This is a genomic window from Clostridium transplantifaecale (genome assembly GCF_900626075.1).
GTDB lineage: Bacteria > Bacillota > Clostridia > Lachnospirales > Lachnospiraceae > Otoolea > Otoolea transplantifaecalis.
Genome location: NZ_UYZY01000003.1, coordinates 400,408 through 427,397, shown reverse-complemented (window position 1 = coordinate 427,397; position 26,990 = coordinate 400,408). Strand labels below are relative to the sequence as shown.

Below are 26,990 nucleotides of genomic sequence, written 5' to 3'. Positions count from 1 at the left end.
TACTACCTGTCTTCTCAGTAAACCTGTGGGCAGTAAAGCTGTACGGATTCACCGGATCGAATCAGTACGTTTCCCGGAGGGATCTCCGTCGACTGATAGAGAAACGGCTCCTCCGAGAAATTGGCCGCCACCTCCAAATCTTTTCCAAACGCGGTTCTCTGGACTTTTCCGTCTTCGGACAGATACTCAAAGTCCGTCATCTCTTCACGCACCGCCTTCCCGGCAAATTCCGACCAGACTTTAACATGGGCCGTGATGGTCTCTTTCTCCCTGTCCCAGGTTTCGCGGTCCAGATGATAGAGCGGCGGCACATGATAGAGGATTTCCCTCATCATCCTGGCCGTCTCCTCCCCCTCGATCTTTAAGGTAGACCAGTCCCAGTGGTAGGTCGTAATCACTGAATTGTTGTAGACGAGCCGGTACAGAGGGACATCGAAGGAAATATCCGTGAAAATGTGGCTCCACTCCTCTTTTAATGGAATTTTCTTACCAAAATGCTCCGGTACGCCGTCGGAAGCGCTGTAATATTTTCCAATGTAATATTTACTCTCTTTATTTTTCTTCATATCCTGATCCCGCCAGGAAAAGGAGGGGAGTTCGATTCCGTGGGCGAAGGCAATGTGCTGTGCCGCATAGTCGTTACCTCCCTCGGAACCAACCACCATGCCCAGTTCTTCCCCGATATAATCAAGACGCTCCATCCTGGCCGCCGTATCCTGTTCCATGGTCGTCCGGCGGGACGGCGTATAGTCGTCGTAGAGTTCTCCGGCCGCGTCACAATCCACAAACCATGAATTAAAGGGAACTCCGGTACCCAGAATCCATGAGGTTCTGTCCTTGACGGACGGCAGGGCTAACATAGGATTCAGCTTTCTTCCCACCTTATTAAATCCCGCCACTTTCTCACCTCCCCTGTTTTCGATCACAGCCTCCTCATAAAGCGAGATGTCTTTAAATGCCGCCGTATTCCACTCTTCTTTACCCGGCTCATGGATAGAATGATAGGAATCATACGGCCCAATCAGATAACCCGCATCCGCCGCTGCCTGAACCAGTTTGGGATTCCGCCAGGCATTTTCCCAGTTGTCAAGCCCTGTCCATGCCTTATCGATGCCGCCTGCCTTCATTTCTTCTATCAGGCCGGCGCTGCCTTTTGTTCCCCAGTTTTCCGGTTCCGTAACAAATACTCCCGGCAGATTTGCATACAGGGCCGCCTTATTTAATGCAATCCGCTCCGGTTCATTGAGTTCTTCCGCCCCGGATAGCCCCTCTGCGGTTTCTACCGGCTCCGGCAGTTTCCCGCTGTCATAAAAGTCACGGCCTGCGACCGCCTCCGTGATTCCACGGCAGATTTCATTCTGCTGGTACTGGCTCACATAGTCCTGGGAACGGATTTCATTCAGCACGTTTTCAAACTCTCCGCCCGTTTCCAGCCCTTTCACGTATTCAGCCACATACGTCATTGCCGGTTCCCCGGCCGCCCTGCGAAACGCCGCCCAGTTGATGTCTTCCGGTTCAACCGCCCGGCTGCACCAGAGATAAAAATGGGGCGCGCCGTACAGTTTCCGAACCTCCGGGTTCCGTCCGGCCTTTTGCTCCAGTGTGGTAAAACGTCCCGTCTCCTTCAGGTAATCTTTATAGACACCTGCAATCCGGATCGGCTCATTGTCCGTCACATAGACTCTGAACCGTTTGGACTTGTTGGGATCAATCTCAGGATAGCTGTGGCGCAGTTCCGCTTCCAGTCCGTCCGGATCTTCAAAATGCAGTTCCGTCCGGTAGGGATCTTCTATGATGTATACCAGCGCCTTATCCCCCTGGGAAACCGAGAAAAACGGCATGGACAGGCTCTCCATCACGGTAAAATCCATATCTGTCAGATATTTTGCCCATCCTTTATCCTTTCCCGGCACTCTCTTTCCCTCTCCCATCGGAAGATAGAAATAATCCCCCCTTACAACCGGCCAGTTTGCGGTATTATCCTTTCCTGAATCTGAGATAAAGGTAACTGCCAGATAATCCGTTTCCGGTGTAACTGTTACTCTCATATTCTGCTGCGGATAGAGCCATTCCGTCCCTTCCCCGCTCTCCTTTACCGCTTCCACTTCTTTTGGTTCCCCCGGAAGGGAAGCTTCCAGCTTTTCTTCTCCGTCAAAGAGAGTCAGCGCCAATGTTGCCGGCTCTACCTCGAAGCGCACCGGCCGGCCGTTTCCTGTGTTTCCGTTTTCTTCAGCGCTTTTTCTGGTTCCGTTTTCTTTTATACTGTTTTCTTTTATACTTTTCTCCGTGATCCCATTTCCGGCGCAGCCGGTTATGAGAATGGCGGATGCCAGCACCGCGCTTATTATTTTCTTCTGCAATTGATTGTCCTCCTTTTACGTGGTGAGGAAAGTATAGCAGAACGGTGTTACAGGGGTGTGACAATGGAAAAAGGCCGGGAATCCCGGCCTAAAATGTAATGATAAATTCAATTTTTCCTTTTCCCGCCAGGCAGGTGCACCCGTAACCGTACTTTTCTGCAATAGAACGGACCATTGAAAGTCCCAGCCCGGTTCCCGACATATTTTTGTTCCTCGACTCCTCCCCCACATAGAAGGGTTCCCAGAGCTGCTCCGGATCGTCAAATTCCTGTTCCGTCTCATTGGACACGGAGAACACGAGCGAGCCGTTTTTTTCCAACAGCCTTACCTCAACAAAAGTTCCCGAAGCGTATTTTACGGCATTGGTAAGCAGGTTTTCAATCATGCAGCCGATCGCCCCGCGGTCGCCCTGTATTACGGCACATCCCTCTTTTGAGGTTTTGACCGCCAGCCCCCTGTTACGGAGTTCAATAGCGAGTCCCTCCAGCTGTTCTTCCATAAGGCTCCCCACATCGACGGTCTCCGACTCCTTCCCGCCGGATTTGAGCCTCGACAGATACAGGAGTTTTTCTATGATATCTTCCATCCTCTCATTCTGTCTGATAATTGTATCCAGAAAGGTGCCGTCGTCCATCCCGTCCCTGATTCCGGCAGTATATGCTTTGATCAATGCGACCGGTGTTTTCAGGTCATGGGAAACGTTGTTCAGGAGGCTCTCCATCTGGCGGTTCTTTTCCTCCAGCCCTCTCAGGTTCTCACGGATTGCAGCGCTCATCTGGTTCATACTCTCCGCCACAGTTTCGAGTTCATCCCCGGTGTGTACTTCTATCTTTCCGTAATTCTGTCCGGCTATCTCCTTCGCAAATTTCTCCATCCCGGCAAGGGGAATTGTGATCTTCCGAACGAGAAATCCGCATAGAAGAATGATGACAATCAGGGCGCCGCCAAAGATAACCATCGTACAGACGTTAATCAAGGCAATCATTTCTTCCATATCGGGAATTACAATGGCGATTCCGGCCAGACGTCCGCCCAGCTCCACATACTCCACCGCCAGACTGTAATTCATGCGCTCCTGCCGGTATATCCGCATAAAGCGCCCTTCCTTCAGAGTTCTCTCATAGTCCTGATCCCATAGCCAGTATTTGGCAAGGCCGAGGCCCTTTTCAAGAAATGCAGACTTCAGTTCCTCGTTTACCTCATTGATATCACCGGAAGTATCCGCAACTGCAATCACGGCGTCATACGTTTCTTCCAGCGATGCAACCGTCTCCTCCGTCTCTTCCTTTCCGGCCAGCAGCTTATCCGCAATCTGCTCCAGCAGTATTTTCTTCTGATGGATGTAATAGCGATTTACGAACCGGCTGTTCACCGCCACCGATATTCCAATCACGGCCAGCAGAACCAGGGAAATACTAAATAAAAACTTTTTGGCCAGCTTAGTCATTCGGCTCCTCCAGGGAATATCCGAGACCGACGTGGGTGGTGATAAATCCCTCCCCTATCTTGCTTCTGAGTCTCCTGATATGGGTATCAACGGTTCTGTCGTCACCTTCGTAGTCTATTCCCCAGACCTGTTGAAGCAGCTTTTCCCGCGACAGTATAATCTTCCTGTTTGCCATCAGGTAACGGAGCAGTTCATATTCTTTCTTTGTCAGCTTCAGCATCTCACCGTCCAGAGATACCGTCATGTTTTCCTGGTTCAGTGAGAGGCGGGCACACCGGAGCACGCTTTCCAGGCCGCACAGCTTTTTAATCCTCAGCATCAGGATGCGCGGATCAAAGGGCTTGTGGATGTATTCGTCAGCCCCTCCGCTGAGTCCCGCAATCTCATCCTCGGATCCGCTCTTTGCGGTCAGCATCAGCACCTTTACCGGTATTCCATAGTTCCGCAGCTCCCGGCACACATCAATGCCGCTCATCCTCGGCATCATCCAGTCCAGGACAGCCAGATCCATCCTGTGTTCCATCAGGTATCCGAGCGCCGCTTTTCCATCTGAAACCGCCGTCACATCATAACCTTCCTTTTTTAGGTACATCGTAAGAATCTTCTGCATATCCGGATCATCTTCCGCTATCAGTATCCTCATTTACCGTAAGTCTCCTCACTCTTTCAATTTTCCCGGCCTTTGCCGGGTGCACCGACAGCATAGCAAAGCAATGTGACATTCATGTTACAGCCTAAGCACGGCCTCCGCGTTCCACATATTCCTCAAACCCGGCGACAGGCATCGGCTTTGCAAAAATATATCCCTGTATCATATCGCAGCCCGCTCCGGTAAGGAGCTCCACCATATCTTCCGACTCGACTCCTTCGGCCACCACCGTCATTCCCAGACCTTTGGCCAGTCCAATAACCGCTTTTACGACATCGGTGCCCCTCGGCCCGTTCTCTCCGACGAAAAATCCCCGGTCCATTTTCAGGCTGTCCATCGGTACTTCTTTTAATACATTCAGTGAAGAATATCCGCTCCCGAAATCATCCATGGAGCAGTGGAATCCAGCCTTGTGTATCTCCGCTATGGCGCCTTTGATACGTCCCAGGTTTTCAAACACCATGGCCTCCGTAAGCTCAATCTCGAGGAATCTTGCCGGTACGCCGTAACGTTCCCTGATTTCAATATAAGGTTTCAGAAAATCAGGATCTTCCAGGTGTCTTCTGGAAAGGTTGACCGAGATAGGAACCAACTCTCTTCCTTCATCCATCCACCTGCGCAGCATCTCACATGTCTTCTCGAATACATACTGATCGATTTTTACAATAAACCCATTCCTCTCAAACAAAGAGATAAATTCTCCGGGCGGCACAATTCCCCTTCCCGGCACATTCCATCGCACAAGCGCCTCTGCTCCGCTCGTCTTTCTCGTTGTCAGGCTGACTTTGGGCTGGAGGTAAACCTGGAATTCACCGTTTTTCATGGCGACTTCCATCGTATTTTCCATCTCTATCTCCTGATGCAGCTTCCGGCGTTCCATATCCGTGTAGAACATGCAGTTCAGAAGATGGTCTCCCGCCTCCCTGCTCCCCTTCCGCGCCACATTAGCCCGGTCGCGTATCGTGATGACATCCTCGGAACGGTCGGTAACCAGGTAAACTCCGCAGTTGATTTGAAGATAATATGGGATCAGCTGTCCTTCATTAAACGAATTGATTTCATCTACGATATGTTTCATTCGTTTCCTTATCTCTTCCTGCTCCGTCTCCCTGATGACGAGATTAAAGATATCCGACTCAATACGCGATACACACTCTCCCGCTTTAAGCTGGGAGGAGAGCACATCGTGGACATGCTTCAATACCCGGTTTCCGTCGTCTTTACCGTAGGAATCATTAATCAGTTTAAACCGCCTGATATCCAGTGTAATAAATGCAAACGCCTGACCGCCCCTTTTAATCTGGTTCACTTCTTTTTCAAAACGCAGGGCCGTAAAACCGCCCGTGACAGGGTCCACCTGGGTGATCTCCGACACCTCGCGCCGTTTTGTCCACAGTATATAAATAATCAGCGCCAGAAACAAGGAAACGATACAGATACTGTTGCCAAGGGCAAAATACTTGAGCTGGTTGATGCGGCTCATATAGACGGACGGAGAGACGAGCGATAACAGATACCAATCCCCTTCGGCTAATGGCACATAGTGCATCATTCGCTTTTCCCCGGAAACGGTAAACTCAAACGCCCCGCTCTTCTTCCCCAGCATGTCCGCCCTGACGCGGCTCAGCTCATCTCTGTTGTATTCTGCATTCATGGATTCCAGTGTTTCAAAGTAGTTCTTTCCTTCTACCACCACATTGGCGTTGCTTGAATGCAGAATAAAATCACCGGTCATTGTGACAATATGCGAGTATCCATATCCCTTAAACGTATCCGTATCCAGCAGAAGCACCATTGTCTCCGTGGGAATCCAGCCCGCCACGGCTCCCACCAGTTCGCCTTCCATGTAAAACGGGACGGCATACAACGCTCCCCGTCTTTCATCATAAACCGAAGTAAGCTCTGAACTGACTCCGGATATGCCGTTCAAGGCATTCCGGATTACGGTAAAACTGCTGACATTCCTTACGTCCTCTATATAATTGTCATAAAGCGTCCCTTCCAGATCCACATATCCAATCCAGTCAAACGGGCTCTTCTCCGTCAGAAGGTGAAAGTATTCGCCGTTCTCCTCCGGATCCTTGTCAAATGCCGTCAGCGTAATGCTGACATTCTGGAGAATATCGAGTTCATTCCTGATTCCCGAGTCCACCTTATTCGTTGTCTGCTGCGATAATTCCGACAGATAACGTTTCGCCTCCGCTGACACAACCCGGTTGCTCTGCGATACTAAAAGCATACACAAAAGCCCCACCGCGACCGTTGCCGCCAGCAGAGCGGCATATAGCCGGTACATTCTGTTTTTAATTTTCCTGTCACGCTCTTTCATTTCCAATTCCCGTCTTCTACTAGTATTTTTAATCTTTCACCGTACACTCACATTTTCCGGCATTCTGTAAGTCATTATATCATCATATTTCGGTCAGTTCAACGGATGTTACCGTCAACTCACAAGAAACACAAGAGTAAATAAATTAAGAAAAAAAGAGTAGATCTACTCCTATGTTATTGATGTAAATGGGAATTAAGGGGACAGAAGATGTCCTTGAGGAAAGGAAAGATTCTATGTTGGCATTTCATCCGGTTCGTTTATAGATGAGATTATTAAAGTTTAAAACGGAAAAAATATAATTAGAGAAGGATGAGGATTCATGCGTATGTCAAACATCGGACCATTAATTTGTGCAATTTTCATGGCTAGTGGTATAATAGCTTCAGTGAAAACTGAATTTACAGTTTTCGTTATTACCCTGTGGCGCAACAGAAAGCGTTCAGTTCGCATCTAAAAAATCAAGGCTTCCAATCTCTTCAGGTCCATTTTGATAAACCGCGAAATAGTCTGGTTTTGTATGCTCCCTATATATTAGATACCTAGAATACTTAAAGGTCTATCACATAAGGAGCATATTGGGGGTATCTCCCGGGTTCACTAGAATTTAAATGGCTTACCTATAATCGTAAAAGCCATGGCCAGTCTTCTTCCCGTATCGGCCTTCCCTGTACAGTTTTTCGATCATCTCATATCCTTCAGACTTGATGCTGTTTTCTTCCAGGCGACGCTTCAGAACATGATATCGGACATCGATTCCACTGAGGTCGTCCAATTCAAACGGGCCCAGCGGGTGACCCAGCCCAAGTTTTACAGCCGTATCCAAATCCTTTATGGAGCAGACACCGGAATTAATCAGGCGGTATGCTTCTTCCTTGATTACCTTCAGAATATTATTGACAATAAAGCCGTCCTCCTCTTTTTGCACCAGCACCGGTGTCTTATCCACCGCACGACAGAAGTCCATTGCCTTTTCTATGGTTACATCTGAAACATGCTCGCCCTTTACGACCTCGACCAATTTCATCGCAAGTACCGGGGCAAAAAAATGCAAATTCGTCAGGCGTTCCGGATTACTCACAACGTCCTTGAATAAGGAAGAAACCATGTAACTAGAGTTAGTCCCAATTATCGCGTCCGTTGGAGCCAACTTGCTTATCTGCTGCAATACGGTTGTCTTTGCCTCACGATCCTCAATGATAGATTCAATGATGATATCGGCATTTTTTACTGCGGTCTTTAGATCATCCGTCACCAAAAGTCGGGATTTGATGCCGTCGACCTGTTCGGGTGTCATTCTGCCCTTGGTAACCCGTCCCGCCAGATACTCCTCTTCCCACTTCAGAAAATTTTCCCGCACAGCCGGCACGGTCTCACAGACCGTGGTCATATAGCCATGAATGGCCGCGTTTAAACCAATCTGCCGGCCCATAGTGCCGCCGCCAACAACGGCGCATTTTTTATTCTCGCTCATAATATTTTTCTTTATCCTTCCTGACAAAAAAGATAGTTGCTGAATGAGGTGCCTTGCTGCCCCGGAACTTCATTATCTATTTTAACCCAGCACACCTTTCATCAAAAATTCTCCGATCTGTTCCGATGTGTAACCAAGTTGCTGCAGAATAACCTCGTTGCTGGCGCCGTACGTAACCGGTTCACCCACAGGAAATGCACCGCCCTCACCGAAACGCACCGGACAGGAAGGAAGGATACGTTCCGCACCATTGGTGCAGTGATATTTCTGCAGATAGCCATTCGCCCAAGCCTGCTCATCCGTCAGAACATCACGAAAATGATTTAGCTTACCGCAGACAATGTCCAGTTCAGCGAAGAGTTTTATCCATTCTGTGGACGTTTTTTCAAGGAATTTCTCCTCAAAGAGTGGCACGACGTCCGCCGCCTTTTCCATGCTGAAGTTCAGCGATGTAACTCCCAGGTCTTCCATTTCCTGACGCACAGCCAGCGCGTCAAAAAATTTATTAGCATAGCGTTCAAATTCAAATATGGTGCAGCGGATCCATTCATCGTCCGCACAGCGATAGACCAGATTCATTGGGATTCCCATGTTGCGAGTCTCAGGGAAACGGTGTTCATACGGCTTTTCAGCCATAACGATACCGCCACCGAAAGCCCATATCCCTGCATTGAACAGGGACGTGGTCACAAATTCACCCTGGCCGGTCCTTTCTCTTTTGTATAAAGCCGCCATGACCGCTCCGAATAGCGTGGTCCCCGCGATGGTATCACCCATCCCAAAACGGCTGTTGACCGGATAACTTTCCGATCCGCCGATTGTCATGTCTGCGCTGAAACCCGAGCGTGACCAGAACGCAGTGTTGTCAAAGCCGGGGGCATTGCAATCTGGCCCATTGTAGCCATATCCGGTCAACGTCGCATAAATCAAACAGGGGTAGCGCTCCTTTATAGAATCGTAATCCACTCCAAGCTTCATCAGTGAATTCTGACGAGTATTAGTTATCAAAATGTCGGCTTCTTCCAGCAACTCGAAAAAGATTCCCTTGCCTTCTTCTGTTTTGAGATTTAAACTGAGCGATTCTTTACCGATATTGAAAAGGTCGAACAAAGGATTTTCGTCCCAATCTGTCTGTGTATTGCTGGCCGAAGTTTTCCGCCAGGCATCACCGCCTCTTCCTTCTATCTTGATGACCCTGGCCCCCATGTCTGCCAACATTCTGCCGACAACCGGTCCTGCCACATAGTTTGCCAATTCTATGACAATAATTCCTTCCATTGGTTTCTTCATTGCAATCTGACCTCTCACAATATGATTCGCATTTCCTACACAATTCTTACTACAACAGCAATTGCCTGGCCGCCGGCGGCTCCGCAGAGTGCTAATCCCCACTCCTTGTCTGCTTTTTTCAGGCTGGAAATAAGCCGCTCCAAAAGAATTGCGCCAGCTGCGCCCCATGGATTGCCAGTTGCCAATGCGCCTCCATGAACATTTACTTTTGTTTCAACATCTGACTTTGAAATTCCGAGACTTTGTGCCGTTGCAAGAACCTGTGCTGCGGTTATTTCATTAACCTCAATGAAGTCTACATTCTCAATCGATTTTCCAGCTTTATTTAATGCTTTTTTAGCCGCGGCAGTTCCCAAGAGCCCTTCCCCTAATGGATCACCAGCAGAAGTCCCAATTGATACAATTTCCGCAATCGGCTTAAGGTTATTATCATCCAGCGCAGATTTACTCATTAACAAACATACTGCTGCAGCATCAGCAGGCAAGGCTTTCATCTCGATTCTGTCATAAATATCATCCCGGGTTATATCTAATGTCATTTTCTTTAGTTTTACCTGTATAGAAGTAATGCTCTCTTTTAGGGGTGATTCTGCTGCCTTTCTTTGGCTTAATTGAACGAACTCCTTTTGCTCCTCTTCGGTAATTGCATATTTTTCACCCATTGCTTTATTAATAGCTTCGAGGGTAACGATCCCGTATTTCTCCCTGGGCAGGCCGCCGGTAATCATTGCCTCAATTGGATGCATTACGATTTTATCCGGGGCAAATTCATACCGCGCATTTAAAATTTCATAAGGAATCTGAGACATGCTTTCCGTTCCGCCAGCAAGAATGATACTTGCATTTCCTGACTTTACTTTAGCGTATCCATTTATTATAGCCTGCATTCCAGAAGCGTCCTGCCTCTGTACTGTATAAGCCGGCGTTTTTACCGGAAGGTCCGCAGCCAAAGTGACATACCTGCCCAGGTTGGAGTGCGTACTGGTCTGTTTGGCATTGCCAATGATTACCTCGCCGATTTCATCTGAAGATAGCCCTGTTTCTGACAATACAGCACGTATTGCTTCGACAGCGAGCGCTTCCGCAGTTAATGTTTTTAAGTTTCCATCAAGTTTACCAATTGGTGTACGGGCAAATCCGCCCACAAATACATTTTCCATGGTTTTCTCCTAACATTTTTCGATAATCGCTGCGACACCTACACCGCCGGCACAGCACATGGTTATCATTCCATATCTGGCTGTCTCTCGTCGCTGCATTTCATACATACACTTGACAGTCAATGCCGCTCCTGTATTGCCCAGAGCATGGCCATGGGCAATAGCCCCTCCGTTCGGATTGATTTTTGAGAGCAGCGCTTCTTCTGAAATACCCAGTTTTTCCCATTCTTTCATAACGGCAATCGACTGTGCGGCAAAAGCTTCATTCAATTCGATAATGTCAAGATCATGCAATGTGAGTCCGGCGCGTTTCATCGCAAGTATGGAGGATTCTACAGGTCCAAGTCCCATAACCGTCGGATCACATCCGCTGCTTCCCACCGAGATTATCTTTGCCATCGGTTTATATCCAAATTCTTTCATTTTATCTTCGGACATAACCAGCACAGCGGAGGCTCCGTCGTTACGCCCGGAAGAATTTCCCGCCGTCACTGTGCCATCTTTCTTAAACGCCGGCTTTAATGCCGCCAGTTTTTCCATAGAGGAAAGGAAAGGGTGCTCATCCGTACTAAATAATGTTTCATGCCCATTATCAATCACCGGAACAGGCACAATTTGTTCCTTAAACCGTCCGTCCTCCATGGCATGATGCATTTTAATCTGACTGTTCATGGCAAAAGCGTCCTGCTGTTCACGTGTGATATGATATAATTCAGCAAGTTTTTCTGCCGTCATCCCCATTGGCCAGACACCATATTTTTCGATAGGAACAGCTCCCGGCCCGCCGGCGGTGAGCGAATCCTCAATAGAAAAATCACCGTTTTTCAGACCTTCCTTTGCGTTCCTCATATAATAGACCGATTGGCTCATGTTTTCGACACCGCCTGCAACGATCACATCCGCTTCACCGGTTTCAATCATCTCAAATGCATCAATAACTGCCTGTAATCCTGAGCCGCATTGCCTGTTTACCGTATAGGCAGGAACCTTCTCCGGAATCCCGGCCAGCAATGCTGCGGCTCTGGCAACATTGGCTGAATCGGATTTTTGTTTCACCTCGCCGAAAATCACCTGGTCGATTTCTTGAAAATCCAGTTTGGCTCTTTCTTCAAGAAGATTTTTAATGACAATCATGGCAAGGTCAGTATCGCTTACGTCTTTAAGAGATCTGCCTATTTTACCAATCGCAGTTCTCACTCCGTGAGTGATATATACAGCATTTTTTCTGGTCATTTTATTTCTCCTATATATTTATTTAGCTCGTTTTATGTACTTCACCGTAATTCCTGCTCTGTTCGCCTGATCAGATCTTCCTGGAGCTGTTTGCTGAGTCCCGTAAAGAACGCACTGTATCCGGCAACCCGAACAATAAGGTCACGGTAGTTTTCCGGATGAATTTGTGCATCCTTCAAGGTCGCCTGATCTACTATATTAAATTGAACATGCCAAACTCCCGCAGCCATTGCACCTTTTACATATTCGACAAATCGCTGCAAACCGTCTTCGCCCGCAACTGACGAAGGAGTAATTTTAACATTTAGTATTGAGCCGCCACTCATTAGGTCATGATTCAATTTTCCGCAAGAAATAGCAACCGCTGTAGGGCCGGAGATATCAGCGCCATTGCAGGGAGAATTCCCGTTTGCAAGGGGCGTGTAATCCTTTCTCCCATCCGGAAGCGCACACACTGCTGTCCCATAAGGCACATTAGAAGAGACAGAACTAAAGCCGGGGTGGAACCGCCCACCGTACAAACTTCTGTAATTATCTGTTTCCAAACCATAAATCTCAACTACTTTCCTGGCAATATCATCCACATCATCAATATCATTGCCATAATCGTCTGTTTTAGTGGATAAGATTTGTCTCATTTCTTCGTAACCTTCAAAGTTGTGGTCCATGGCCTCCAGCACTTCCGCTATTGTATATTTCTGTTCCTCAAACACCCACTTTTTAAGAGCTGACAGGGAATCTGCCACATCGGCCAGTCCAATCCCTCTCGGTGTAGGGCCCGAGTTTATCAGAGCTCCACCTGCACTTTTATCTCTCGCATTTCCAATGCAATCCTGAATAAAACTGGAAACAAACGGCGTCGGGCAAACATCTCTATGCGCTTTTTCTACTTTTACAATCTCCTCGGAATAAACCTTTATTAAATAAGAAAGCTGCTTTTCAAATGCATCCAGCACTTCCTGAAAACTCTTAAACTGACAGGCATCACCGGTATGAATACTGACCTGTTTATTTCCCCTTTTCCAGTAACCGTCGTGCAAGGCCAATTCTAATGCAGATGCAACATTAAGATATCCGGCGTTGTGCGTGCCTTTGTCTTTACGCGTCGGTTGAATACCCGCACAGCCCACAGAAGAATAATCCCTGGCGTCTTCCAGGGAAATCCCCTTGTACACCAAAGCGGGGACACATCTCCCATCATTGAAGAACGAAGGATGTCCTGCGCCTTTTCTGGCCAGCCGACAGGCTTGCTCTACCAAAGAATCCGGGGTTCCTTCAAAATAACGGAATGAAATGGAAGGTTGGTGAAGTAATGTATTCATTGAAGCCTGTAAACACATATAGCTAAGCCTGTTGCTCGCATCCTTACCGTCAGGGGTCTGCCCTCCAACCATTATCTGCTGCTGAGCAGGGAATCCCGATGCAATTTGCGAATGGTACTCTGTATTAATATAATTCGTCTCCGGGAATTTCATCCACAGACAGTCGAGCAGCTCCTGGGCCTGCTTTTCAGTAATCCGTCCCGTCTCCAAATCTGCCTTCAGATACGGATATGCATACTGATCCAAACGCCCACAGCCAAAACATCTTTCATATGCTTCCATCTGAATACCAATAAAAGTGAACCAGACTGCCTGCAGACATTCCTGAAATGTTCGAGGCGGTAAGCCGGGGACACGATCACAGGTTTCCGCAATTGTTAAAAGCTCCTGTTTCCTTTGACTATCGCTCTCTGTTTCCGCTTTTTTTCTTGCCAGATCTGCATATCTATGGGCAAAGTTTGTAATTGCATCCGCACAAATAATCACTGCTTTCAGAAAATTAATTCCTTCCTGATCATGCTGAGCCTCGGCAAGCTCAAGCCTTTTCTCCGCGTTTGCTTTTATTCCCTGGAAACCTATCGCCATCACAGTCTGGTAATCCGGGGTTATATGTCCGGCAGGGCCGTTGAGCGGTACATCTAAAGAAAAAATATTGGTGCCTCCGGAGACGGTGTTTTCCGGATCCCTAAGGAACAACTTTTTCGCATACATAGGCATATCGCCAAAAACATAACTATACATTCCTGTACCGTGCCATTTATGTAGCTTCTCTTCTAACACCAGCCTGTCCTCTTCAGAATATTCAAATCTATCTATTTCCCTGGTAGTCAGTTTTCGATATTCTCCAATGAGGGAGTCCCCTAGTGTTTCCGGATAAATGGGAAATGCACGCGGCTTACGCCCAAATGAACCGGCAAGCAGCTGATCCTCCTCGATATAAATTGACCTCTCATTCAAAAAAATGGAATACGCTTTTGCCAAAGCAATAATGCGCGGCTCATCCTTTACTGTATCAGATTCTTTAAAAACTCTTGTATAGATCAAAGCGCGCTCAATATCAACATTAGGTTTGTAGGTCATGAATCTTTGCCGCAATCTTTTTACTCTATCTGTCGCCTTATAATACATGATAAAACCTCCTTTGCAATTACATTTTCTTTATAACAACGTCTCTTCCACTTTCCTTAAGCATGTTTTGATAGGTAATTAACATTTCAACCGTACTGTTCGGGCAGTCGGCAAATTCATAGCTTAGTCCCAGCTTTTTGTATTTCATCTCGCCATAGTTATGAAAGGGCAGCACTTCAACGCTGGTACAGTTATACAGATTCTTAAGGAAACAACTGGCCTCCTTCGCATCCTTCGTCGAATCATTCATGCCCGGAATAACCGGTATGCGAACAGTAAATACCTTTTTCCGGTTTTCTTCCTTTCCCATAAAATCATTTACTTTCTGCAGATTTTCCAGTATCCGGGTATTGCTCACTCCTGTAGTTTTCAAATGCAATGCGGGATTAACTGTTTTTAAATCCAAAAACGCAGTATCGGTAACTGTTAAAATCTTTTCAAGATGGGCCCACTGTCCATATCCGCTGGTTTCTATTGCAGTGTTGATTCCATCCTCTTTACATGCCTTCAGAACTTCATACACAAATTCAGGCTGTTCTAATATTTCACCTCCACCCAGTGTCGCCCCACCGTGGGATGATTTATAAAAAGGTTTATCCCGTCTGACTATACCCAGCGCTTCTTTTACTGTGATTTCACGCCCTGCAACTGTTTTGGCGCCGGAGGGACACACATTTACACATCTTCCGCAACGTGTACACTTCGCGCGGTCGATCGTAAATCCGTCCTCCTGACTAAGATGAACCGCGTCAAATTGACATACATCAAGGCATTTTCCACACCCAATACACAGTGTCGAATCATAGAAGATATCGTCCTGGTATTGCAATCCTTCCGGATTGCAACACCAGCGGCACCGCAGTGGACATCCTTTCATAAAAATTAATGTCCGTATGCCAGGTCCGTCATGCAATGAATATCTTTGTATATTAAATATTTTTCCGCTTATACTCATTCAATGTACCTCTAACCCACAAATTCAAAACTGTATACGATTGGAATCAGTACAATTGCCAGGAGCGCCCACATAATGTTAATCGGAGTTCCGATTTTAAGAAAATCTTTAAAACGGTAACCGGCTGGTAATGTCATAGTGATTGCGGTTCCGCCGATAGGCGTAGCCGCTGTCAGGTTTGCAGCAACTGCAACTGCCATTACAAATGTGTAAGGGTTTACCCCCATTTGAGCAGCAATCGCAATATAGATAGGTGTCATCATTGCCGCAGTTGCAGTATTGGACATAATATTCGTTAATACGGTAATCACGATAACGCATGCAGCAGTCTGCGCCAATAGATTGGTGCCCACTAAATTAACTGCTGTTTCCGCCACCATTTTACCTGCGCCAGAATCATTCATCGCAGCTGCAATGGTCTGTGCAAAGGCCATAACAAAAATTGTATTCCAGTCTACTGCTTCCCTGACTGCTTCTTTGAAAGACACGCACCCGGTAAGCATTGCGGCAGCCGCACCAATCAGAGCAATAATACCGGTCTTCCCCCAACCTGCTACGAAACCGGCTACACAAAATACCAGAATACCAACAGAAAACCAGGTTCTCCAAGTGAGATTTACGTTTTCAAAGGTACTTTCATCTATAGCAGCAACCGTATCTTCAAAGTCTAAATGCTTGTTCATCATGCTATATCCAACCGTTGCAAAATAAACAATCAGACAAATAAACATAGGAAGAACAATGGGTACAAAGTCAAACATACCAAACAACGGCAGCCCCTGTTGTTCCAATATCGAGTTAGCCATCGGCTGTGCTGTGGAGCCTACCAGAGTAAGCGCACCGCCAATCGCTGTAGCTAATCCCAGAGGCATCAATAAGTTTTTGTTTTTCAACTTGCCGTTAGAAGCCGCCACCATAGCGCCAATTAGCGGAATAAACGTTGCAACAACAGCAGTATTAGAAAGAAAAGCGCTTAAAAGTCCAGAGGCAATCATGATAATAACCATTACGACCCGTTCATTACTTGCAAATTTTGCTTTCATAATAGACTTGCCAACTAGCAGCACTGCGCCAGTTTTAAATAGAGCGTTACCTACAATCATCATTCCCATAATCATCAGAGTCAAATTACTTGACCAACCAGAAAAAACCTTATCAGTTGCAACACATCCAAATACGCCCAATACGATGGCTGACCCCATTGCAACCAGACCTGCCGGCCATTTATCTCTGGCAAAAATAATCAATGTTATAAATACAACGATTAAAGTAAAATAAGGAATGCCAACTACCTCTGCAATTGCTGTGAACATATTTTTTCTTCCCCTCCCGTTTCTTTCATTTTTACGCAGCGCTACGTTGTTTAAAGTATACCAAAATCGAACTTATGATCAATCTCAGCTTTGTTAACAGTATCTTTTCAAATAATATAACAATTAATCACTTTATTGACTTTATAGAATCAAATTATCTTTCACCACGAATTCTTGAAAGCTCGTTCATACCTTATAAAATTATCCCCCAAAAGCGCTCAGATGAACAGATTGAATACCTGATACTATGGATTTTTTTGCAGGAAGGCCTCGGAATGCAACTGTTTTCAGAGCAATCTGAAGAACGCCAGCAACCTTACAGGTTTGCTGACGTTCTTTGTGCCATTACCGGTTGAAATCGCTATTTTAATTTATGGTTTCGGAGAAAAAGATGTTTTTTCTCAAACATCTTAGAAGGCGGAAAAGGGGGCAAATAGAAGAGAACAGCGTCGGAAATAACGCCCTTAATGAGACAGTGTAACGATGAAAGGCACACTCTGTGAACCTTTCACCGCCCTTAATGATATCCTACACGTTTACGAGCAAATCACCATCTTCACTTAAAAGGGTAGGCCTCATTTTTCAGTTTGTGAAGTTTGATTGTTAAGATGTGTCTTCTCAAAAATCTTTGAATACTCTTGAATTGATTCCAATAGGCTCTGCATATTTTTTGTTAAGTAGCGATCCTTTCGCCAATAAATAGCAATTTTTCTTTTTGGCATATCAGTCTCGACCGGTACTGATCGTAAATCTGCCAAAAAACCCATTGATAATGCTAAATCAGTAGTAAAAGCTATATAGTTATCTGCACCGTACATTAGTTCTCTGCGAAAAAAAATATCGCTTTCAATTATATTTTTAAATGAAACATTATTACGTTTGCAAAGTTCATCAAAGTATTTGCGTAAGGATTCCTGCTTCGAAAGCACAATTATTTTTTCATTTGTTAAATCCTTTAGTGATACTTGTTTTGTGTGTAGCTGGATTTGTGGGCTAAGAACTATCACTGGAGATTCATTCTGTATTAATATTGAACTATTCCAATTTGCGTGATGGAAATCACTTTCGGGCGAAATGATGAAATCATATTGATCTATATTAGTCTCGTTTGCAAGGCTGGGAAGAGTAAGTTTGATTCGAGAAATAAATACGTTTTGATTAGTAGCTAAAAAAGTGTTTAAAAAACCAAGCCAATATTGATGAGAAAATGTTCCGATACGAATAACTTCGTTTGCATTTTCTTGTGTTTCAGAAAGCCGTTTAATTCCTTCGTCTAATGCATTGAGGGATTGATCGACATATTGTAAAAATAATAATCCACGTTCGTTGAGTTTTATATTCCTGCCAACACGATTAAATAATTTAACACCTAACTCACATTCAAGTCTGGATATGATAACACTTAATGCTGGAACAGAATAATTGAGCTCTTCTGCTGCTTTTGTAAGGTGTTCAGAACGTGCCAATATTTTGAAGCAATATAGCTGATTCAAATTCAAAGTATTACCTCCTATCTATTTCAAAATCACCAGACTTTAGCTTATAAGTACCAACCTGCAACATGGAATCACTAAAATACACCCGGAGAAATAAAATCGTCTCTGGTAAAATATTTACCAAAGACGTCAACAACATATACAAAAAGCAGGTCTAGGTGGAGATGAAAATCTCTTTATCAAAGGACAGGCTCCCCTCTAAAGTGTTCCCACACAACTTGCGGCATTGTTCATTATCATATCAAAATATATGTGGCAATACCTATCTAACGACTGTATTTTAACATGATTTCTGTGTATTAGCAAGACTTTTCGATTATGACATATGCACAATATGCCCCAAAAAACATAGTCCCACACCACCTGCAGACGCTCTCTGCAATTGCCTTCTGTGGTCCCTTGCGTCAGTTGTAACACTCTGTCCTTCTATTTCATTTGCTTTCACTATATACGTAATCATCGGGGTACCATTTTTTTCGTTTTTACAATGGAAATTTCTTTGATGCTGTGGTGCCCCCTCTGCTACCTGATATCCTCAATGATTTCCATCCATTCTAAAAGCTGCTCCATCAATGGTCAACCGGACATCCTTACCTTTTCACCATTTTTTATGTTTCCTGAATAATCTTTAAGGTTTTTTTCTTTCCTTATTAAGTTTTGTCGTTTATAATAGCGGAAATATACTGATGAGGAGGGTAATAATGATTGAAGAGATGATAAAATACAATGAGAAATTCGTAAGAGACGGATCTTACCGGCCATACGCCGCTGATAAATACCCGCGCAAAAAGCTGGCCATCCTTTCCTGTATGGATACACGCCTGGTCGAACTTCTCCCCGCCGCCCTCGGAATTAGGAATGGGGATGTAAAGATGATAAAGAATGCCGGAGGAATGATTACGGATCCCCTCGACACATCCATCCGGAGCCTGCTCATTGCTATTCTGGAACTGAAAGTGACGGAGGTGATGGTCATCGCCCACACCTGCTGCGGCGTGGCCGGCATCTCCCCGGACATAATCAGGACCCATTTAAAGGAACGGGGCATTACGGAAGAAGCTATCCTTCAAATGGAGCAGAGCGGACTCGACTTTAATCGTTGGTTCCAGGGATTTGAGACACCGGAGGAGGAGGTAAAGCTCTCCGTCTCACTCCTGAAAAATCATCCCCTGATACCCTCTGATATTACAATCACCGGTTTTGTTATGGATGTGGAAACCGGGCATCTGGAACCTGTCTGTTAGGCGGGTTCTTTTTCTTATGAGGAGTTGATTGAGAAATGAGGACGCCGCCGTCAGGCCGGGGACCGGGGTGGTTGGGGGGATCGATGAGTCTTTCGTCCCGGGCGTCAGGGTGTCGCGGGCGGGGAATACGGGCAGAAAAAGTTCCTGCGGGAAACGCTCGCGCTCGTTGGAGTACATAATGGTACTAACCTCGAAAAGACCTCGGTAAGTACCAATGAACTCCCAGGTTCCCTCCGGAATCTTTTTCTCCCTTCTTCCCCGCAGGAAGGTTATGGCCGGGACGAAAGACTCAGCCAAGACAGCTGCCCGGCCCCCGGCCTGCGGCGCCTGATCGGTCCTCTTTCTTCAATGGGGGAGGCGCTTGTCGCTGCCACTACGTTTCTCTGGATGCCTGAAAACTACACCCTGTTCAATATGAGACTATGTAAGCTTAGAATCTTAGACTGTTTATTGTTTATTCTGATACTCTGTAACCGTCAAATAACAGAGTGTATAGAAAAATCGCCAGCCTTCTGCTCTTCTCAAGGTTGGCGGTTATCTACATATTTTCTGTATGACAGGTTCCCATGGCATATAGTCTTCCAGAAATTCCGGATACTGCTGGAATGCTGTTCCGGGGATATCACTCAAAATATACTGAATGTATTTTCTGGGGTTTAGGCCATTGACTTTTGCCGTTTCCACCAGCGTATAGATACCTGCGCTGGCTTCTGCTCCTTTGGGGCTTCCAGAAAACAGCCAGTTCTTACGTCCTATCGTAAAGGGACGGATACAGTTCTCGGCAAGATTGTTTGAGACAGCGCAGTTCCCGTCCAGCAGATAATTCATCAACCCCTTTCTCTGGTTGAAGGCATAGGTAAATGCCTCTCCAAGTTTGGATTTTGGAAGGATTCCGGCAGATGCATCTTCAGCCCACAACCAAAAGGCATCTAATACAGGCATTTCTTGTATCAGACGCTGTTCCTTCCTGCCTTGGGGAGACAGGACTTCCAGTTTTTTCTCAATCTCAAACAGCTGATTGATGTAGCTGATGGCCTGTGCCGGAATAGTTGTTTCCCGGCTTTCCGTTTCTTTTGGAAGGGCATCCACAAAGTATCTGCGAAGGTGTGTCCAACAGAAACATCTTGTAATCCCAGATACTTTTTCATAGCCTTTATAAGCATCTGTGTGGATGTATCCGTGGTAACCTTCCAGAAACTTCTGGGGGAAAGTTCCGCTGCGTCCCGGCTTATAATCAAACCGCCTGACGGGATGGCTGCTTTCCTTTATGGAGCAGTATACCCACATATAGGAATCCGTGGTGTTCTTCCTTCCGGCTTCCCCCAGCACCTGTACCGGCGTCTCGTCGATGTGCAGATATCCCTGTTCCAGAAGTTTTTTCCGTAACAGTCCGACAATCGGAGACAGCCAGTCCCGGTAACTGGCAAGAATCCAGTTGGACATGGTTGCCCGGCTTAAGGCCACACCAAGATCGTTCCATTCGTTTTCCTGACGGTACAGCGGTACGGCTAGCTCATACTTCTGATGGATGACCCAGGCAACCGTGGAAGGGGACGCATAAGAGTGCTGGATGACCGGACAGGGCATGGGGGATTTCTCCATATATGCTTTCCCGTTCTTACGACACTCCCTGCAGTCGAATGTTTCACGGTAATAGTCAATAACACGTACCTTGGCAGGGATGAGCTCGATTTCCGTCCGGACGAATTCCTCCCCCACCGAAACAAGCGACGAACCGCAGGTCTGGCAGAAACGGTCTTCTTCTGCAAGTGTGCAGAGTTTCTTTTCATGAGGGATGTCTTTGAGCAGTTCTTCTTTCTGACCTGGGAACCTTTTGCGCCGATAGGAAGCGACATCCTTCATATCCGGTTCAGCAGCTTTCGAATCGGCCTCCGTTTCCGCTTCATCAAAAAGAGACATCTGTCCCTCGATATCAAGGGAGGATGTCTGCTCGGTTGACCTGCCATAAAGCTTGCGGGTCAGGAAAGCTACCTTTTCCTGGAGGAGAAGATTTTCTTTTTCTAGCTCTGTAATGCGGTTTTCTAATGCTGAGATTGGTGTTCCGTCGGCCATGGAAATCGGTTCCTTTTCGTATTCTAACTGTATTTAGTATAGCATAAAAGTGGCTGAGAATCCAGTATTTACAAGCTTTTCAGCCACTTTAAAGGATAGATTTGGGATGCAGCTTCTTTACCGCCTTTGGCTGGTCAATGGACAGTCCTTCCAGCAGCCAGCGCAACTCTTGAGCGGATATCCGGCGTACATCCGCCGGGGTCCTTGGCCATTGGAAGTTCCCATTTTCCAGACGCTTGTACAGTAGGACGAAACCGTCCCCCTCCCAAAACAGTGCCTTCATACGATTACGTTTATGACCGCAGAAGAGAAAGAGGCTGTTGGAGAACGGATCCAGCCGGAAGTTCTGCTGGACGATGGCTGCAAGGCCATCGATGGATTTCCTCATATCGGTATAACCACAGGCAAGATAAATCGTTTCTGCCCGTGAAAGATCCCCTAACATCTGGATGCAGCCAGAATGACGGACTGAATCAGGGAGTCTGGCGTATTCACAGCGATCTCAATCACTGCACTGCCGGAACGGATGATAACAGATGCGGGATTGGAAGGGCAATGGCTGATAACCGGAATCGATGCAAACACTGCAGTCTCCGGTGCTTCCGTGGAAACAGATCCTGCATTTCGCTTATGCGGAAGGTTCTTAATCGCCAACTTTCTGATCTTTGCGAGCCAGTAATAGTAGCTTTTCAAAGAAATGCCATTCTCTTCACACCACTGCTGGTTAGAAAGCCCACTGTCGCGGCATCGGTGAATGACTTCCAGCCATTTCTGGATATTGATTTGTGTCTTTGCTGATAATTCTTCCATGATATACCTCCGTGTTTTAGATTTTTAAGAGTAGACCCTAAAAACTCTAAGAGTAATTATCACGGATTATGGCAGGAAAAGAAATACACTATGTTATTTGACGCTTACGATACTCTTTTTATGCAGCCCATAATGCCGTCAGAATGTAAAATAGATACGACTATATCGTGGAAGCGACAATACCTCTCCCCCACTTGATGAAAGAGACAATCAGCCCCTGACGCCGGCGGACGGGGCAATAACTTCCCTGAGTCTTCAGTCCCGCCGACAACTAGAATGAAGAACGGTGGGTGGGCATGCCTGCTGCTAGATACAGGATGTATTCCGCGAGGTGTTTTTTGTGAGTGAAGCGCGGCGTAAGTCACAGAAAACCCGAGGGTAGCGGCGCGAAACGGTTTTAATACCGTTTCTGTGCATCGCGAAGCGGGTTACCGGGTACGAAGTACGCGGTAACTAACTTTCCGAAGGGAGACCTTGGAATCCGCCGGTGCTTGATGAGGTCTTTTCGAAGCTAGCATCCGCTGCGCATTCCACAAGCGGGAGCGAGTCCCCGTAGGAATTTTTTCTCCTGGATTCCCCCTCACCACACCCTACCAACCGGGACTGAAGACTCATAACCCCCCTCCCACTCCCCCGTCCGCCGTCTTACAGAGGCGTCCTCATTTCTCAATTAAATCCCCACACAGAACAGGGCTGCCGCACCACAACCGCATCCCGGTCATTTTGCAACAGCCCCGCCCCATTTGAGGTAGTTCTCCTTTTGAGGTGAAGGAGTAAGTATCTATCAGTAATTTGTCATTAAAGCGTTATTACACCGAGAACAAGACCGGCTACCATGCATACAAGGCTCACGCCCCAAATCCAGAAGAAGCTCGTTTTAATATGGTCTTTAATCTCTACTCCTGCCAGGCCCACGCCCAGGAAGGTGGCGGGCACGACAGGGCTTATGAAAGTTGCACAGTTACGGCAGACTACCATGGCGATTGCAATGTGCGCCGGGTCCACCCCAAACTTGCTTCCCACTCCTATCAGAACCGGCAGAAGTCCGTAGAAATAAGAGTCTGTACAGAACATCATGGTCAGCGGCACGGACAGGACTCCGATAATCAGAGGCAGGAACCGTCCCATGGCCTGTGGGATAAAGGAGGCTAATATATTAGCCATGTGGTTCATAATCTCACTTTCCTCCAGAACTCCCAGAAACACGCCTGCTGCCAGAATCGTGGACGCCATCATGAGGGCCGGACCGGAATGTGATTTGATAATCTTATTCTGCAGTTTTGCACCGGGATAATTCACCAGCAGGGCCGCAACACAGCCCAGCATGAAGGTAAAGTAGGACGGCACAGGAAGGAAAATCAGACAGACGATAATCACCAGCGTCAGGCAGATATTGAACCAAAACAGTTTCGGACGCACCAGCTCGCTGTGGTCCGCGCCATTTGCCGCCTCCTCTGTAATTTCCGTGTCTTCAATCTCAAGCGTACTGTTAATCCCTGCGCCTCTTCTCTTCTCCACGGTTCCCCAGAAGAAGGCAGTGAAAAGCGCGATTACAATACCGACAATCTGCATCGGCAGAAGCTGCATCCAGAGTACGTTTGCCTCCACTCCCAGCACGGAAGCGGAACGCATTGTAGGGCCTCCCCAGGGAAGAAGGTTCATTACGCCCATCGCCGTTACACAGATTAAAAGCAGCGTGGTCGGCCGCATTTTCAGTTTTTTATAAACCGGGAGCATAGCGGGAATCGTAATCAGAAATGTGGAAGCCCCGCCGCCGTCCAGGTGCCCTATCATAGCAATGATACATGACATCATGGCGACGCCCACTACGTTATTGCCCACTTTTTTCATAAGCGCATTGATAATACGGTCAAACATACCGGCATCCGTCATGATACCGAAAAACAGTACGGAGAAAATAAACAGTGCTGCGGTGGAATGCACGCCCGAAACACCTTTCTTAATAAAATCCCCCATCTCACTGACAGTAAATGTACCTGTCAGCACAAGAATTGCCGCCGTTACAGTGGATACCCCGATAAAAGCGATGGCCGGAACCGTAACGTTCCTCAGCAGTAAAACAATGATCATGATTATGGTTGCAAACCCTAAAGCAGCAAGCATGGTCTCATTCATGTTTTATTCCTCCTCTTTCTTTTTCATCTCTTTGTTATGAATCCATTATAAAAGCCCAACCTTACACGTTTCCATTCTCTCTCTTAAATTCATGTAAGAGAACTCTTAAAAAACGTTAAGGTTGGGCTTTTGCTTCCGGCAGATATTAAGATTCAATCCGTTACTATTTCAGACTGTTAAATGTCCAGGCTATCTGCTTTCAACCTGTAAAGGACCGGCTGCTAAAATTTTGCTTTAATTTCCCTTATGACCTTTAATATAGCCGAATCCGACACCGGCTTATCAATATATTCATCTATAATCTTCCTCTGTTTGGCCTCCAGGATTTCCTTTGTAACCTGTTCCGTCATCACAATACGGATCAGCCCCGGATTCTGTCCCTGGATGGACATGCAGAAGTCCACGGCGCTTCTGCCGCCTATGCTCTGTTCCGCCGCCACAGCGTCAAACTCCTGTGTTTTCAACAGATTCCTGGCCTCCTCGAAGGTCATGCAGGACACTGCCAGGACACCGAGTTTCCCGAAGTTCTTCTCCAAAAGCTTAAGCACTTTGGCATTGTCATCCACAATCAGAATCCTTAAAAGCTTCCCGTTCCTGTCCTCTCCGTCCGCGTTCTCCTGCTCTTCCGCCTCCGTTGTCTCATTGACAGGCAGATAGATGTGGAAGATGCTGCCCTCACCGGGGCGGCTTTTTGCAAAAATAAATCCTTTATGGGAGGTGATAATCTGCTCCACCAGGGCAAGGCCGAGTCCGGTACCCTTGCCCCCTTTCTTTGTCGTAAAGAACGGGTCAAATATCTGTTTTAAGACCTCCTCTGTCATGCCGCAGCCGTTGTCTGAAATATCTAACCTGATATAATGTTCCCAGTCCCCGGGCACCGCAGAAAGATGGTACTCTTCAAGCTCCTTTGAATCCGCCGCCCGGGCGCTGACCGTGATTATTCCCTCCTGATGGCCGATCGCATGGATGGCATTGACGCAGATATTCAGAATCACCTGGTTCATCTGAGTCTCATTGCCGAGGAAATGTTCTTCCTTAAGGGCAATATCATCCGTAAGACGCACATTCGCCGGACATACGGACTGCACCATCTTGAGCGCCCTGCGGAACACCCTGGCCGCATCCAGGTTTTTGTAGGCCGTCTCCATATTCTTGCGGCTCAGTGAGGATATCTGCTGGATAATCTCCTTTGCCTTGGCCGAGGCCTCATATATCTCGGAGGCGCTGTCATACAGTTCCGAACCCTCCGGCAGGTCCATCATCATCAAATCCGCGTATCCCATAATCGGCGTGAGCAGGTTGTTAAACTCATGGGCAATTCCTCCCGTCATCGTTCCCATAATCTGCAGCCTCTGCTGGTGCGCGATCCTCTCCTCACTCTGGTGCATGGACTCTAAAATCCGGTTCAGTTCCAGGAGATAGGCAATCTCCTCCGTGTCGCGTTTTTTCTGCATCAGCAGCTTTGCCATGTAGAACGCCATGATAAGGATAGCCGCCATGATTCCCACAAACACCAGCGCCAGCTTCGTAAAGCCCTCAGCGACCGGAATATAGATGTCGCTGTAGTCGATGACGGCGCTCACCACCAGGAAACCTCCCCCAATGATAGCCGGGGAATAGGCGCTGATTTTTTTCACCCTGGGTGCCCCCGGTTTGGTCCACCAGTAGGAATAATATTCCAGAACGCCCTCCTCTCCCTTATTCTGGCTCTCCACCATCTTGTCAAGACTTGACAGATCCTTGTCCGGATACATCTTCTGGCGTCCGTCTATGACGTCGATGCCCCACTGCTCCTTCTGCGGGTGCATCAGGATGATCCCATCCGAATCCTTCACCACGACATAACCGTTAGTTCCCAGGCGGATTCCCGAAATCAGGGACCGGTAATAAGCAGTCTCATTGATTACGATGGAAATCGACGTATCACCCCAGCGTTCCATCCTGAGAACCAGATAAATCTCCCCGTCATCCAGCCTGCATTGGCGGAAACTGAGGCTGTCGTTAATCTCAGTGACCGAGAAAACTTCCGTAACCTGCCGGCCTTTTGTACTTTTGATAACGGTGCCGTCGGTCTCCTCCACGATCACGTCGTACACAAAGCGTTCATGGGAATCTACATATCCCTGAAGGATATCCCATTCTTCATGTCCTCCGATCCAGCGGTTTTCGGATTCCAACGTACATAGCGCGTTCAGATCCGCCTCATATTCTTCGATAAAGATTTCCAGGTTGTCCCCCAAGCTCTGTGCCGTCAGAAGCATCTGTTTTTTCTGGTTGTCGATAATCGTCTTCTTATACTCCTCCCAGATACTGAATCCGAGAGCGGAAAACATTAAGACCACGATGAGCAGCACAACCGCCATAAAGGCGGCGATATATTTCTTATCCTTTTTATCATCTTTCAACTTTTTCATGAAGCTGTCCCTCAGTTTGCGAAGCTCCCCCATATTGCATTCCTCTCTTACCTGGTTACTGTTCACCGTACACAGTAATTTTACCTGTACCGGCCATATTTTTCATTTCAGCATATCATTGACTTGCACTCTCCTTAATATTATAATAATTCAAGCA

The 26,990-nt window shown here is 46.9% G+C and carries 18 protein-coding genes; 1 reads left to right on the top strand and 17 read right to left on the bottom strand.

Features of this window, described 5'->3' with window-relative positions; translation table 11 throughout:
• Positions 1-14: 14 nt before the first annotated feature.
• The 12 genes from EJL91_RS13430 to EJL91_RS13375 all read right to left on the bottom strand — a co-directional run bounded on the left by EJL91_RS13430 (position 15) and on the right by EJL91_RS13375 (position 18,159).
• Positions 15-2,360 (bottom strand): glycoside hydrolase, encoded by a 2,346-nt coding sequence (locus tag EJL91_RS13430; RefSeq protein ID WP_243125339.1) that lies wholly within the window; start codon positions 2,358-2,360, stop codon positions 15-17.
• Between the two features lie 88 nt (positions 2,361-2,448).
• Complete coding sequence (locus tag EJL91_RS13425; protein WP_125142476.1) at positions 2,449-3,807, bottom strand: sensor histidine kinase; 1,359 nt, start codon at positions 3,805-3,807, stop codon at positions 2,449-2,451.
• A complete protein-coding gene (locus EJL91_RS13420; protein ID WP_125142475.1) occupies positions 3,800-4,450 on the bottom strand; it encodes a response regulator transcription factor in 651 nt (216 codons plus the stop codon). Before EJL91_RS13420 ends, EJL91_RS13425 begins: the two co-directional genes overlap by 8 nt.
• A 91-nt stretch (positions 4,451-4,541) precedes the next feature.
• Positions 4,542-6,785, bottom strand: a complete 2,244-nt coding sequence (locus tag EJL91_RS13415; RefSeq protein WP_243125374.1) for a bifunctional diguanylate cyclase/phosphodiesterase — start codon at positions 6,783-6,785, stop codon at positions 4,542-4,544.
• Positions 6,786-7,401: 616 nt separating this feature from the next.
• On the bottom strand, positions 7,402-8,259 hold the full coding sequence (locus EJL91_RS13410; protein WP_125142473.1) for a 3-hydroxyacyl-CoA dehydrogenase family protein: 858 nt from the start codon (positions 8,257-8,259) through the stop codon (positions 7,402-7,404).
• Positions 8,260-8,340: 81 nt separating this feature from the next.
• Positions 8,341-9,549 carry a CaiB/BaiF CoA transferase family protein gene (locus EJL91_RS13405; protein ID WP_125142472.1) on the bottom strand — a complete coding sequence of 403 codons (1,209 nt, stop codon included), beginning with the start codon at positions 9,547-9,549 and terminating at the stop codon, positions 8,341-8,343.
• Positions 9,550-9,584: 35 nt separating this feature from the next.
• Entirely contained in the window at positions 9,585-10,709 is a 1,125-nt protein-coding gene (locus EJL91_RS13400; protein ID WP_125142471.1) for a thiolase family protein, read from the bottom strand.
• Between the two features lie 9 nt (positions 10,710-10,718).
• A complete protein-coding gene (locus EJL91_RS13395; RefSeq protein ID WP_125142470.1) occupies positions 10,719-11,942 on the bottom strand; it encodes a thiolase family protein in 1,224 nt (407 codons plus the stop codon).
• Positions 11,943-11,983: 41 nt separating this feature from the next.
• On the bottom strand, positions 11,984-14,392 hold the full coding sequence (locus tag EJL91_RS13390) for a glycyl radical protein (RefSeq protein WP_125142469.1): 2,409 nt from the start codon (positions 14,390-14,392) through the stop codon (positions 11,984-11,986).
• Positions 14,393-14,411: 19 nt separating this feature from the next.
• Positions 14,412-15,347 carry a glycyl-radical enzyme activating protein gene (locus EJL91_RS13385; RefSeq protein WP_125142468.1) on the bottom strand — a complete coding sequence of 312 codons (936 nt, stop codon included), beginning with the start codon at positions 15,345-15,347 and terminating at the stop codon, positions 14,412-14,414.
• A gap of 11 nt (positions 15,348-15,358) precedes the next feature.
• A complete protein-coding gene (locus tag EJL91_RS13380) occupies positions 15,359-16,660 on the bottom strand; it encodes an SLC13 family permease (RefSeq protein ID WP_125142467.1) in 1,302 nt (433 codons plus the stop codon).
• A 575-nt stretch (positions 16,661-17,235) separates the two neighbouring features.
• The gene (locus EJL91_RS13375) at positions 17,236-18,159 is read right to left on the bottom strand and encodes a LysR family transcriptional regulator (RefSeq protein ID WP_125142466.1); all 924 of its coding nucleotides are present in this window, start codon (positions 18,157-18,159) and stop codon (positions 17,236-17,238) included.
• Between the two features lie 698 nt (positions 18,160-18,857).
• Here EJL91_RS13375 and EJL91_RS13370 point away from each other — a divergent pair.
• Positions 18,858-19,400, top strand: coding sequence for a beta-class carbonic anhydrase (locus EJL91_RS13370; RefSeq protein ID WP_125142465.1), 543 nt, complete (start codon positions 18,858-18,860; stop codon positions 19,398-19,400).
• 534 nt (positions 19,401-19,934) lie between these two features.
• Here EJL91_RS13370 and tnpC read toward each other — a convergent pair.
• The 5 genes from tnpC to EJL91_RS13345 form a co-directional block, all read right to left on the bottom strand.
• Positions 19,935-21,473, bottom strand: coding sequence for an IS66 family transposase (gene tnpC, locus EJL91_RS13365; RefSeq protein WP_125142464.1), 1,539 nt, complete (start codon positions 21,471-21,473; stop codon positions 19,935-19,937).
• Between the two features lie 88 nt (positions 21,474-21,561).
• Positions 21,562-21,918: an IS66 family insertion sequence element accessory protein TnpB gene (gene tnpB / locus EJL91_RS13360; RefSeq protein ID WP_125142463.1), complete on the bottom strand. Its 357-nt coding sequence runs from the start codon at positions 21,916-21,918 to the stop codon at positions 21,562-21,564.
• Positions 21,912-22,283 (bottom strand): IS66 family insertion sequence element accessory protein TnpA, encoded by a 372-nt coding sequence (gene tnpA / locus EJL91_RS13355; protein ID WP_125142462.1) that lies wholly within the window; start codon positions 22,281-22,283, stop codon positions 21,912-21,914. The genes tnpB and tnpA overlap by 7 nt, the downstream gene beginning before the upstream one ends.
• Positions 22,284-23,081: 798 nt before the next feature.
• Entirely contained in the window at positions 23,082-24,419 is a 1,338-nt protein-coding gene (locus tag EJL91_RS13350; RefSeq protein WP_125142461.1) for a CitMHS family transporter, read from the bottom strand.
• 221 nt (positions 24,420-24,640) lie between these two features.
• Positions 24,641-26,866: an ATP-binding protein gene (locus EJL91_RS13345; protein WP_243125337.1), complete on the bottom strand. Its 2,226-nt coding sequence runs from the start codon at positions 26,864-26,866 to the stop codon at positions 24,641-24,643.
• Positions 26,867-26,990: the final 124 nt, after the last annotated feature.